The sequence below is a fragment of the Streptomyces sp. NBC_00038 genome, from assembly GCF_026343635.1.
GTDB lineage: Bacteria > Actinomycetota > Actinomycetes > Streptomycetales > Streptomycetaceae > Streptomyces.
Genome location: NZ_JAPELQ010000001.1, coordinates 5,835,362 through 5,847,322, shown reverse-complemented (window position 1 = coordinate 5,847,322; position 11,961 = coordinate 5,835,362). Strand labels below are relative to the sequence as shown.

Below are 11,961 nucleotides of genomic sequence, written 5' to 3'. Positions count from 1 at the left end.
TCACTCACTCCGTTGATGACACGGGCCGTCACTGGCCAGCCTCGCGTGTCGGACCGGTGGCTTCGACTCTGTGTTCTGGCGCCAGTTGGCTGTTTGGGTTTTAAAGGTGGTCGCAACACCAGACCCTGAGGCGTGTTTCAAAGACCAGGCCGCACCGAACGCCGGAAAAGTAGCATTTCGTCTGTTAACGCCACAGGGGTTCAGGACGTTCGGCTTGCTTCACCATCAAGGAGACTCCGTCCGAAGTCGACCAGTTGCTGGGCGACAGGGTCGGGGATCCAGGCGGCAAATCGGCGCCAGCCTGCCCGGACGGACTTAGTACTGGTGCCCGGCCACAGTTCGGGCGCGTAGGCGGGAGCCTCGTACCCGTCTCCGCCTGTGAGGTGCTGCCATACCCAGGCAGCCGCGTTTCGACGGCGCTGAAAGGTGACGTCGCGTCCGACCTGGCGGCATACCGGGAAGAGCACAACATACGGCACAGCGGTCAGACCAGCCAGGGACCTGCGGCGGGCGGCATAGTCGACCAGGCCCCGTTGCTCAGCCCTGAAGGCGAGTTCCTCGACTGCTTGCCAGAAGGCATCCGGATCGTTGATCCGCTGGACCACGACGTTGGCGGAGCGTTCCCCTTCGCGCGGATCCATTCCAAGGTCGGCGGCAGCTTCCTGCCAGCTGGTGGCGCCGGCGATCCGGGCCAGAGCCAGGGCTCCGACGCGCCTGCCCGTAAGCGGGGCCGTGCCGGGAAGGTGGGTAGCGAGCACCTGTGTGTAGTCGGTCTCGTCCACCAGTTGGGGCAGATGGCGTGCCGTCATCCGGGTGGGGAAGGCGGCGCGGGCGGCGAGGGCACCCGCTACGCGAGACTTGCGCGGTGCTGCGGCTCGCACCAGCGGTTCCAGACAGGGCGGGAGGGTGACGAGTCGGAGCGGCTCGGGTTTGTGCTCTGCACGTCGGAGGACCGCTGCTCGTTCCATCCACGGGGCCAGTGCCGCGCGGCAACTGCGGGCGTCGGGGGTGGACGGCACCTGATCGGCCAGTGCAAGGACGGCGGCGGCTTGGGGAGCACTCAGCGGGCACCGACTCAACTGCACGTCGGCTCCGCCGCGTTTCTTTTGTTGCCGAACGTATTGGTCATCGGCGAACTCCTCGGCTGCCGTAGGAGGCAGCAGGGGGTTGTCGGCGAGATCGTCGTGGGAAGCCGCGCGGCGGGCGAGCGCCGCGGTGAAGCGCAATGCGGAGAAGTACTGCGCCGGATCGACCTTGTTGCCGGCGACCTGGGCCGCTTGCCCGCCTGCGATATCCAGCACGCGGCGTTGAAGATCGGCGAGCGCTGCCGGAACCGACATGGTGGGCAGGGCTGCCAGCTTCTGGTCGCACAGGTCAGGTTTTCGGCGTTCGCCCGGCAGCCAGCGGTTGTTGCATCGCGCGGGTCCAAGACACCTTGACGGGTGATCAGTCCTCCGGGCTGGCCGAGGTAACTGCGGCCCAAGCGCTGCCTGCAACGTGGGCAGGTGTCCACCAGCAGCACTCGGTGGACCGGGCAAACCGCTGCGACGCCCAGGCGCCACCACAGCGGCCACACGATCCGCTCTGCCAGACACCTTGGGCAAACGCGGCTGGAGGTGAACAGTGCCCACTACTGTCGGGCCATCGGTACAACTGAGACAGTCGAGGCCAGGTCCAGCCGTGTGAAGTCCAGAGCTGTCCCTGCGTATCGGGACAAGTGCATTGCCTTCAGGCTCTGCGCATCCAGGCCTGTTGCTGCCTCGGCAGCTCGCAGGCTACGCAAGGTCAGCGCGGTGCCGAGGAACCGCGGGTGCACCATCGTGCCCGGGCGGCATTCGAGCCCCAGTGCCTGCGCGGCTTGCCCAGGAGCAATGACCAGGTCGGTGGCTGCTCGGGTCAGCCAGGAGGCGAATGCTTCGCCGTCAGCTGGGGCGAGCAGCGCCGGGAGCCGACGCGGTAGCCGACTGCTTTCCACACGCCCCTCCCCATGCCGCAGGCCTGTTGGGGATCTCCTGCCGGTGCGTGACGGTACTACGGTTGCCGCCCGTGGTGATCGGGCCACCGACGAAGTGCTGTGGCCTGTGTGTCAGCGGCCAGTTGTTTTGGCTCATCCAAGATTTCCGTGAAGCCAGCCGATGTCTCCGTGCGCCCGTGACGCTCCGTAATAGGGTCGGGACACTCAGATAGTGTGAGGAGCTACTGAAGTCCCTGCTGCCGCACCTGGCCGGGGTGCTGGTGGAGCAAGTGAGCGTGGAGAGCGGGGTACTGCGCGTCCTGGCGCGTACCCGCGACGAGGTGGCGCTGCCGAGGCTGGCTTGCTCGTCCCCATCTACGCCGAAGTCCTGGCGGCGGCACGTTCTCCTTGCGGCACAGGACCACGGGGCAGCGGACGGTCGTTGTCGCGGCCGTCATCCCAGAGCCTCGGGGATGCCAACGCCGCCCGGTTCGTCGGACGAACCCGTGAGGATGGTCTTGAGCCGGATCAGGCGCTGGCGGTCCTGCGCGGCCTCCTGCTGGACCCGGTGCGGGTCCTGGGCGATGACGGCCTGGAGGGCGTCGAGGCGCTGCCCGATGTCCGCCACCTGCCGGCGGTGATCGGCCGTGGCGTTGCGGGAGCCCTGGGCCAGGTTGCGTACGTGGCGCAGCATCTCCAGGGCGCTCTGCAGCCGGGACGCGGCCACCTCGGCCGGGGCGACCGGCTCGTTCTCCTGCTGGTGCCGGTACGCCACCGTCCGCAGGTGGTCGAAGATGTGCTGCAGCTGGGTGATGACCTCCGAGTACGACCTTTGGTCGCCCGCGCTCAGCGCCCGCTCGCCATGGTCCCGCTGGACCTCGACGGCCTGGGTGATCTCCCGATCGTCGTGCGGGATTTCGGCCTCGGCGCTGATCGAGGCCACGTACCGGTTGAGCTGGCCGCAGTCCTTGACGAGCTTCTCAAAGTCCGCCCGGGGCGGCTGAAGATCCCCGGTCGGGGCGTTGCCGGTGACATCGGCGATCGCCTGCATCTCCTCGAACTCGTGACCCGCGACCGCGTTCTCGCCGCGTGAGAGGGCCTCGGTGAAGGCTGCTTTCGCCATCTCCATCTTGGCCTTCTGCACGTTCTGTTCGCCGGCCGGCAGGAACTCGACGCTCTGCCCGAAGGCGCGCAGCAGCTCGGCCACCTTGTCGTCGCTCGGCAGTTCCGTCTCCGGCGGTACCTCGACGAGTGCCTCGAAGGGGTGGTCGCCGATGGAGCCTCGCACGGTGATCAGCGAGTGCATGTCCATCTCCACATCGAGGTCGATGGCCGTGCCCCTGGGGGTGGAGGACGGCACCGGCACCCTGATGACCTGGATCGGGCGGGCCTGCTGGAACAGCCGGAACTCCACGGTCGACTTGTCACCGGGGTGGCTGAAGCCGTAGCGGTTCTTGAACGGCAGCGACCGTAGTGCCGGGATCAGCGGATCGCGCACCGTCCGCCCCTCGCGTTTCACCTCCAGCAGGATCTCCTTGGCGTTGATGGCCGCGCTGGTTGGATTGCCCACCGGCTTGGCTCCGGCGTCACGGTCGTGGACCACCGCGCGTCCGACGGTCGCCAGCAACTCCTCCTCGGCGTCGAAGACTTCGAGGGTGAGCAGGCTCTGCGCGTCCGGCTGGATGGGAATGCGGGTGAACGCGAAGCTGCCGCCGGCCTTGAGCTGGGCCTCGTCCTCGTACTCCTCGGTGGTCAGCCGCACCGAGCCGTCGGTGAGGTCGAGGTCGGGGTCGAGGGCCTCGACCGTGCCGCCGACCACGGTACGGTCCGCGGCCGTGACCCCGGTGCCGCGGAAGCCCACCTGGACCGTCCGCTCTTCGTTCAGGATGTCCAGGCCGCCCACCGCCGAGGCGCGCACGGCGGCGCCCAGCGCGACGACCGTGTCCACCTGCTCGTAGACCGGTTCCGTGCACCTGGCCCGCGGTGAGTCGGGGGCGGGAGATCCGGGGGCGGGGGAGCACAGCCGGCTGCGCACCATCTCCCGGACCAGGGGCAGATGCGTCGATCCGCCGGCCAGGATGACCTGGTCGATGTCGGCGAGGGTGACCCCGGCCTCCCTGGTCGCCTGGTCGAGCGCCTCGTCGCAGTACTGGAAGGTGCGCTCCAGAAGGGGCCGGGCGATCTGCTCCAGCTGGGCGCGCTCCATCACGGTGTCGATGACGACCCGCTGCCCGTCCTTGTCACTCAGCCCGCCGGAGTCACGGAGCATGAACTCCGCACGGTCCGACAGGCCCTTCTTCACGGACTCGGCGAGGGTCTTCAACTGCCGGAAGCGCAGCCGGTCCTCCGCGCTGTTCTTCAGGTCCAGGTCCATCGCCCAGTCGTCGGCCCGGAGCAGCTGCTGGAGGTGACCGGCCAGGGCGGTGTCGATGTCGTCGCCGCCGAGCATGGTGTTGCCGCTGATGCCGAGCACCCTGAAGTCGGCCGCCTTGCAGCGCACCACGCTGACGTCGAAGGTCCCGCCGCCGAGGTCGTAGACCAGGAAGGTGCCGTCGCGGGTGCCGGTGCGCCAGCAGTAGTAGATCGCGGCGGCCGTCGGCTCGTGCAGCAGGTCCACCACCCGCAGTCCGGCGGCCTCGGCCGCCTGGCGGGTGGCGTCGATCTGCGGCTGGTCGAAGTACGCGGGTACGGTGATGACGGCCCGGTCGACGACCCAGCGCACGTCCGGGGTCCCGAAGCCCGTCACGTCCTGCTCGATCTGCCGCTTCATCTCGCGCAGGATCTCCGCCGAGATCTCGACGGGGGTGCGCTCCTCGTTCTCCGCGAGCTTCACCGTGCCCGGTGAGCCCATGAGGCGTTTGACGGAGGTGACCGGCTCCGGGGTGCTGCCCACGCGCGCGAACGCCTTGCGGCCGACGACCAGTTCACCGTTGTTCGGGTTGCGCCACACACAGCTCGGCGTCGTGCGGGCGTTCATCGCGTCCCGGTGGATCACGATGTCGGTGTCGGTCGGATTCATCACCGCCACCGCGCTGTTGGTGGTCCCCAGGTCGATCCCGACGGCCTTGCTCACATACTGTGTCACCCCGAAGAGCGCGGTCGCGTGGTGGGAGTCCGACTCGCGGGCCGCGAGGAAGTGGTCCGGGGCTGCGTCGAGTTCCTGGACTTCGGGTGATACCCGGGGCTGCCAAACAGCCGCTCGCTGTGTTGCGGTGGCTACGAGTGCACGCGCACTGTGAAGACCTCGGCGCGCGGCGAGTGCCTGTACGGACTCGTACTCCACCGTTGCCAGGCTTCGTAGCGCGGAGATCGAGCGGGGGTGATGAATCCCCAATGTGGCAGACATCCGCTGTGCGGCGATGGCGATGACATCGGCTGCGCGTTCCATGCGCTCAAGATCGCCTGCGGCCTTGGCTGACTCGAACTCGGCCGAGGCCAGTGTGACCAGGGCAGAGACGGACTTGGGATGGTCATTGCCGAGCAGGCGGACGAGGTCCCGGGCGAAGCCTTCGAGCTCCTCCACCAGTTGGTCTGCCTCCGCGTGCCGATCGGCCCTGCGGGCTGTGGCAACAAGGAGCCCAGTCGCCAGCAGTTGGATGTCCAGCCACTCCTCTGAGCCTTGGTCGCCCTCGGCAGGGCCTGCTGCACGGCGGGCGCGGGCTGCACAGTCGGCGGCCCCTGCGGAATCGTCCTGGCTTAACATCACAGATGCCAGGTTCACCAGCGTTGTGGCCGACGCGGAGCCGGATCGGGCCGAGTCCGCGAGCAGCTTTGCCGCAGTCGCGAGATGCCCCCGGTCAGCGAGCGTTACCGCGAGTTGATTGCACCCGGCTTCGTCCATATCCAGCGCGCGGGGATTTTGGACGAGATCCGAGGTCAGATGCTCCAGCAACGCCTGTGACGCGTTGTATAGGCCGAGGGCGTCGAGCAGGGAGACGAGGTAGGCGAAGTCCTTGCCCATCGTCGGCCGATCGAGTGGCAGCCGCTCCGTGCAGAGAGGCTCGACCGCGCGAGCCGCCTGGGAGCGGGCCGAGTTCTCGCCCTGTAGTGCGCGCTCGGCGAAGGCGATCGCTTCCTGCCACGTGTTGCTCATGCTTCACCCACGCCCGGGTCCTGTTGCATGATCAGTTTCACGGCAAGGAACTTGACCCGCTCTGTGGACGTGGGGTCCATGACGCCATGATCGGAGAGTTGTTGGATGTGGTGGATCACGGTCTCGATGCGCGTTATGAGGTCCGTCTGCGCGAGAGGCGACAGGCCCTCCTCGGAGTCGCGTTGCGGAACGCGCTCGGGGCGGCCGGGGCGCAGTTTATCCATGAGATGTTCAACATCTAACTGGGGGAAGCGCCGCATCGCCTCCCCCATGGTGGCGGCGAACAGCACATTGGTATTGCGGCCGCTGCGCGGGTCGGCGCGGTCTGGTACCTGCTCCAGGAGGATTCCGACGAGCGTCGGCTCCCGATCCTGAGGGATGCCCTCAACGGGGCCGCCGGAGTATCCGGAATAGCGGCCAAGCTGCTGGTTGGCAGTCAACTGGAGGGCCTTGATTTCGGCACCGCCCTCGCAGAGATAGGGCAATGCCCCGTTGTCGATGCGGCCGCTGAGCTCTACCTCGTTCCCGGCCGGCCGATAGGGGCTGCGCCAACGGTCGCCGCCCTGAGCGACTCCGGTCACGGGGATGGGCTGGGCGACCTCGAAATGGGGAAAGATCTCGATCAGCGCCAGGTCTGCCTCTTTGTCTTGGCTGCAGACCTTCCCCTCCACCCGGGTGCCGTCGGCCAGCACGATGATGAGGTCCGCGTCGAACGCGGTCAGTTCGCTCAGACAGTGGAGTGCGGTGAGGACATATTGGCGGTTCACAAGGAAGCCTCCCCCGAGTCGCTGCTGTCCCTGGTAGAGGTCGACCCAGTATCCCGCGCTGGTCATGGCCTGCCCGAAACCCGTTCCACCGTGAGCGTCACCTCGAACGAAGCTTCTGCGGAGGCTTTGGAGAGGATGACGCCAGCCTCTGCTGCGAGAGTCAGCCCGAAGGTGACGTCCATGCTGGTGACCTGCCAGCCGTCACGTTCGGGGACCTGAGCCAGCGACTGCTGGGCGATTGATGAAGCCTGCACGATGGCCTCTTCCACCTCGCTGGCTCGGTCGCCCAGAGACGACGTCGGCCGTGTCCTGGCGGCGATTTGGCGGCTTCCCGCGGCATCGAGGACGACCGTCTCGACTCTGACCTCGGCCATGACCGTGAAATCCCCCGTCTACGTCTTGCACCTTCCGGAAGCGTAGCCACGCAGGATGTCGCACGCGATGGCTTCTCCGAACAAGATCTGTCTGTAACACGGAAGTTGATGGTCGAGGCGTTGATCCGGAGTACACGAATCTGGGCGAGCGCCATGAATGGCGGTCAGTCGCGTATCCTCGCTCGGCGAGCTCCGATTCGGCTGCCCTGTTTCGTGATCTCTGACGGCGGTCAGTGGATACGGCTCATCCAAGATTTCCATGAAGCCGGTCAGGAGGCCGTCGGCTTCGTGACTCTGGGCACTCGGCGGCTGGCGGCCACGAGCAGGACGCGTTTTCGCAGCAGTGGGAAGCCCGCCCGTCCTGCCATCTGCCTCTTGATCGATTTCAGGTCCGTGACTCTGCCTTCGACGATGCCTGAGTTGAAGGGGCTGGTCAGCCCTTGGATGACGGCGTCGAGGTCGTTGCGGAGGTTGCGGGCGAAGGCGCGGATCATCGGGAGCTCGGCATCTTCGGCTCTGTCGATCCAGCCGGGAAGTTTCCGGGTGCCGTCCAGCCGGTCCATGATCTTGGCGAACTCCCGCACGTGAGCGGCGGTGTCGGCCAATTCCGGGCAACGCTCCAAGAGTTGTTTGAGGCGGAGCGATTCCTCGCTGGTCAGGCCGTCGGGGTGACGGGTGAACCAGGTGGTGGCCTGGCGAACGGTCGGCGCTTCGGGCAGGCCGCCCAGCGGCGGATCGGTTCCGCGCAGGGGCTCCAGCCAGCGGCGCACGCTACGGGCGCTGCCGAGGTAGCCGAGCTCGCGCAGTTCGCGGTGCAGCCGTCCGCTGTCGGTGCAGCCCTCGTTCCACCGTTGGTTGAGATAGGGGGCGTAGCGGGCGATCCCGTGGCGGCCGCGGCGCGGGTACTGGGCGATCATGTCGTCGGCGGTGGCGGCCTGGGCGTAGCGGCGTACCGTCTTGCGGTCCAGGCCGAGCTGGGCGGCGATGCGGTCGATGCCGACGCCCTTGTCGTACAGGGCGTGGCCCTCGGCGTGCCGACGCCTGGTCTGGGCCGCCTGCACTCCCTCCGGCCTGCCGCCCTCGACCGGGGCGGGCCGGGGCTCGTTCGGTGGGTCGAGGCAGCTGCGGTGTGCGCCGATGGCCTTCTCGACGGTGTCGCAGAGGTTCTTCCAGACATGCCACCGATCTGCGATCTGGACGGCATGGGGGGCCGCGGCGGATGCCGCCGAAGCGTAAGCACCGGCCCGGTCGCGGCAGATCGCCTCGATGCCCTAGCGGCCGGTGAGCCATCGGGCGAAGGTATCCGCTTCCCGGTCTTCCAGCAGGTCAACGGACGCGCCGGTCTCGCAGTCGACCAGCACACTGCCATACACATGGGACCGTTTGAAGGCGAAGTCGTCCACGCCAAGCACCCGTGGTGTCGGCGCGGGTGGATCCGGCGTCATCATGACCAGGCGCAGCATGGTGGTCCTGCTCACCGGCGCGGGCAGCAGCGCCGCGAGTCTCGCGCCCGGCAGGCCCGACAGCACGATGCCGATCGCCGCGAGCAGCCGGTGGAGAAGTGGCGTGCGCCTTTGGTATCGCTGGGTCAGCCCCTCGACCTGCTCGGCGAACGTCACACGCTCACAATGGGAGTTGTCGCAGAACAGGCGCCGCACCTCCAGATCGATCACGACCCTGCGCCCGCCGACCGCCCCGTCGGCCAACATCCGCCCGTATCCGCTGTGCCGGCGTCTCGATCGTGCCCCGCAGTCCGGGCACGTCGGCGCCACCTCACTGCGGGTACACGCCCGGATGTGTAACACCCCGCTCTCCACGCTCACTTGCTCCACCAGCACCCCGGCCAGGTGCGGCAGCAGGGACTTCAGCAGATCCTCACACGCCCCGAGTGTCCTCGGCCCCTTCACGGAGCGTCACGGGCGCGCAGGAGCATCGACCGGCTTCACGGAAATCTTGGATGAGCCCTTCGATTCCCCACCGGCGGCCACTTTGTGTACGCAGCGTGAGATCATCCTCGGCGGTGCTCGCCCCACCACGGCAGGATCGGAGGCAGGTCGCTGAGCCCGCGGGCCGGCCCGTTCGGCATCGGCGACTGGCCGTCGTCGCCGTCCCAGCGGCGTGCATATTGGTCCGGGAGGTTGCCCCAGCCCCAGTAGGGAACCGGGCGGTCGGGTGCCTCGCCGAGTTCGTCGAGGGGATCGATGCGCTTTTCCGCCACAGTGCAGAGGTGGGCCCAGTCGTCGCCCACGTCGAAGACGTAGGCGAACTGCTCGCCGGCCTGCAGCCTGCTCAGCGTGGTGGCATAGCCATCCACGGTGCCGTTTCGACCCGCAGCCCGGGTGGGCATTTTGCTGATCGGACAGAATCGTGGCGATCTCGGGGTGCATCCCACAGCGGTCGTTGTGCACGAACACGAACGCGTCGAACTGATCACGCCGTTTGACGAGCGCCTTCGCAAGATCGAACTCGACCTTGCGCTTGATCTCCGAGGTGTCCACGGTCCGTGGCGCATAGCAGGCATACAGCTTGCGGTCGTACAACATGAGACCGTCTGCACCCTGATCACCCAACCGACCGTGCGTCCGCACGTCCAGGAACTGCGGGTACCGCGCGCACATGATCCGGTGGAAGAAGTCCTCGAACGCGGACTCGTACAGCTCAGCGATCAGCTCCAAGAACTTCAGCCGCGCGTACATCCGCTGCTCGTATCGCATTGTCCCCTCCCCGCCACACACGGTAGCTCCCCGCGATCAACAGAGACAGCCCTGTGCGGCGCAGCTTCCGGGTCTCGAGCGGCGGTTCGTGGCCATCGTCAGATGAACGCCAGGCCACCGCCTACGGTCACACCTCTCGCCTTTGCAGTCGGCGTGCGGCGTCAGGACATGACGGTCGGCGATACGGGATCGGTGAAGTCGTGGCCCCCCTCGGCAACGACGATGAAGGTTCCGGATTGAGGAGGGTCCTCCACGGACGACACGCGGATGCGATCCGCCCAGCCGGGTGGCCACCGGGTGGTGCCGTCCCAGCGGATCCCCGTGAGGTCGACCCCGTCCAGGTCGACACTGGACAGGTCGGCGCCACCAAAGCCCTCTGCCGTCTCAGCAAGGTTGTTGCAAGCATCGCGCAGGTCGCCGGCGAGGCTGAGAGAGCGCGCAGGGTCCAGGGCGAGGGCAAAGGTGAAGTACGTGTCCGACCTGATGATGTGGAGGAAATCTTCAATGAAGAAGTGGGGCCAGTGCCAGCCGCGGTCACGGTCGAAGCTTTCGGCGTCGTGATCGAGTACGCCGACAAGTCGCTGCAGAGCCCTCAAGCCATGCTCGAGGGCTCGGCCCCGTTTGCGGTTGTTGACTGGAGCCACGCCGTCGGCGAAGAGAAAGAGGCTGGCGACGATGCCCTGCGCACGTTCGAGTTCACGCTCAAGGGCAGGATCACGCCCACGTGGAGCGCCGACCCGGTAGCCAAGCCTTTGGGCCTCCTCGACGATGCGCTCTAGCTCCTGGAAGAACAACCGGGCTTCATCACCGGAGGACCCTTCCCACGTGTCAACGGGGACCTGCAAGAGTCGAAGCGCATCCTGGAGGAGGCCCTCAAGGCTGACCACCACCTCGGGCGCCGAAAGAGCGCGACTCTCATCTTGGACGATCACCAGAGCCTGCTCAAGCGCGCTGCGGAGCTCACGGTTGAAGGTGTAGTCGAAGGGGTTGTCGGAAGAGAGATCGAGCTCCCCGGCCTTCTCGATGAACGTGGCGGAAGACTCCAGGTAGGTCGCCAGATGCAACAACTCGCGGCGATGAGTGATCCGTTTCTCCGCGGGAACAGACGTCCACCGCGCCGATACCTCAACCAGCCTCCGCCCCGGATCGCTGCCAGTCGCGGCAGCACTGCCCGGTCCGTCCAGCTGCCCGGATACCGTCGATGGGGGCCGGAAGGCAGGAGAGCGACGTGAGAACACTGCCAGGACGCGACCTACGAAAGACTCCGCGGCAACCGTCATGGCGCACCTCCTCCGCCCGCAGGATCCTGCTGTGCGGCCAATCCAGGATCCGCCTGCAGCACCCCTGTTGAAGGACTCGTCTCGGCCCCCGGCACGGCATCACCCGAAACCCCAGCACCAGATTGCTGTCCGCCTTGCTGAGGGGCCAGCGTCTGCTGCTGCGCCTGATCCACCACTCCACCCAGAGCAGCCCGGCCCGTGCTCTTCACCATCAACGGCACCAGCGTGCTGACCTGCTGAACCGCCGACAATGCGCCCAACCCGACCAAGAACGCCACCAGCGGATTCGTACGCTGCGGAAAACTGGAAGCCACGACCCCCGTCAACGCTCCACTGACGAGCAGCCGCAGCACCCCGGCAACGCAGTACGCTTTCCACCCCGGCGCGGGCAGCCGCTCCTCACCAGGCCGAAGATCAGCCCTTCGCTGCGGCGGATCGATCGTGTCGGAGCGGACATCCCACGGCATTTGCCGGTGCCACCTGATGGACTTGATGACATCGACCGCCTCCATGGACGCGCCCCCGGCCGCGCCGACCATCGCAGCCATGAACCAGTCCATGAGCCGAGGCTAGAGGCAATCCGGCGGCCGGGATACGGCTGCGCCCAAACCGCCATGAACAGCCCAGGCTGACCCTTTGGCCCTACGGAGAGGACCGTGAAGGTAACCGCCGCGCTGCATGTCTACGCGACTGGCGGGGTGTTCGACTCACCCGCCTCACCGCGGATACGCCACGTGCCCGAAGCCCGGTGATGGGTTACAGATGCCGAGACGACAGGC

Annotated in this window: 9 protein-coding genes and 2 pseudogenes; all 11 read right to left on the bottom strand. The window is 67.1% G+C overall.

What is annotated here, in order from left to right; genetic code table 11:
• Nucleotides 1-200: 200 nt before the first annotated feature.
• Nucleotides 201-1,340, bottom strand: coding sequence for a hypothetical protein (locus OG219_RS26495; protein ID WP_266830458.1), 1,140 nt, complete (start codon nucleotides 1,338-1,340; stop codon nucleotides 201-203).
• Between the two features lie 185 nt (nucleotides 1,341-1,525).
• Nucleotides 1,526-1,624, bottom strand: a pseudogene (locus OG219_RS48275) (TniQ family protein); the annotation flags it as partial.
• A 784-nt stretch (nucleotides 1,625-2,408) separates the two neighbouring features.
• Complete coding sequence (locus tag OG219_RS26490; protein WP_266830456.1) at nucleotides 2,409-6,047, bottom strand: Hsp70 family protein; 3,639 nt, start codon at nucleotides 6,045-6,047, stop codon at nucleotides 2,409-2,411.
• Nucleotides 6,044-6,880, bottom strand: coding sequence for a serine protease (locus tag OG219_RS26485; protein ID WP_266830454.1), 837 nt, complete (start codon nucleotides 6,878-6,880; stop codon nucleotides 6,044-6,046). The genes OG219_RS26490 and OG219_RS26485 overlap by 4 nt, the downstream gene beginning before the upstream one ends.
• Nucleotides 6,877-7,188, bottom strand: coding sequence for a CU044_2847 family protein (locus OG219_RS26480; RefSeq protein WP_266830452.1), 312 nt, complete (start codon nucleotides 7,186-7,188; stop codon nucleotides 6,877-6,879). The genes OG219_RS26485 and OG219_RS26480 overlap by 4 nt, the downstream gene beginning before the upstream one ends.
• Nucleotides 7,189-7,457: 269 nt before the next feature.
• Nucleotides 7,458-8,249, bottom strand: coding sequence for a transposase (locus tag OG219_RS26475; protein ID WP_266830450.1), 792 nt, complete (start codon nucleotides 8,247-8,249; stop codon nucleotides 7,458-7,460).
• A gap of 93 nt (nucleotides 8,250-8,342) precedes the next feature.
• Nucleotides 8,343-8,447: pseudogene (locus tag OG219_RS26470) on the bottom strand (transposase); the annotation flags it as partial.
• 12 nt (nucleotides 8,448-8,459) lie between these two features.
• Nucleotides 8,460-8,960 carry a transposase family protein gene (locus tag OG219_RS26465; RefSeq protein ID WP_266836237.1) on the bottom strand — a complete coding sequence of 167 codons (501 nt, stop codon included), beginning with the start codon at nucleotides 8,958-8,960 and terminating at the stop codon, nucleotides 8,460-8,462.
• A gap of 236 nt (nucleotides 8,961-9,196) precedes the next feature.
• Nucleotides 9,197-9,535, bottom strand: a complete 339-nt coding sequence (locus OG219_RS26460) for a hypothetical protein (RefSeq protein ID WP_266830448.1) — start codon at nucleotides 9,533-9,535, stop codon at nucleotides 9,197-9,199.
• A 528-nt stretch (nucleotides 9,536-10,063) separates the two neighbouring features.
• A complete protein-coding gene (locus tag OG219_RS26455; protein WP_266830446.1) occupies nucleotides 10,064-11,182 on the bottom strand; it encodes a hypothetical protein in 1,119 nt (372 codons plus the stop codon).
• The gene (locus OG219_RS26450; protein ID WP_266830444.1) at nucleotides 11,179-11,742 is read right to left on the bottom strand and encodes a hypothetical protein; all 564 of its coding nucleotides are present in this window, start codon (nucleotides 11,740-11,742) and stop codon (nucleotides 11,179-11,181) included. Before OG219_RS26450 ends, OG219_RS26455 begins: the two co-directional genes overlap by 4 nt.
• Nucleotides 11,743-11,961 lie beyond the last annotated feature (219 nt).

Coding starts and splice junctions, on each gene's coding strand:
- OG219_RS26495 (WP_266830458.1), bottom strand. CDS start 1,340: ATGTCGGTTCCGGCAGCGCTCGCCGATCTTCAACGCCGCGTGCTGGAT.
- OG219_RS26490 (WP_266830456.1), bottom strand. CDS start 6,047: ATGAGCAACACGTGGCAGGAAGCGATCGCCTTCGCCGAGCGCGCACTA.
- OG219_RS26485 (WP_266830454.1), bottom strand. CDS start 6,880: ATGACCAGCGCGGGATACTGGGTCGACCTCTACCAGGGACAGCAGCGA.
- OG219_RS26480 (WP_266830452.1), bottom strand. CDS start 7,188: ATGGCCGAGGTCAGAGTCGAGACGGTCGTCCTCGATGCCGCGGGAAGC.
- OG219_RS26460 (WP_266830448.1), bottom strand. CDS start 9,535: ATGCCCACCCGGGCTGCGGGTCGAAACGGCACCGTGGATGGCTATGCC.
- OG219_RS26455 (WP_266830446.1), bottom strand. CDS start 11,182: ATGACGGTTGCCGCGGAGTCTTTCGTAGGTCGCGTCCTGGCAGTGTTC.
- OG219_RS26450 (WP_266830444.1), bottom strand. CDS start 11,742: ATGGACTGGTTCATGGCTGCGATGGTCGGCGCGGCCGGGGGCGCGTCC.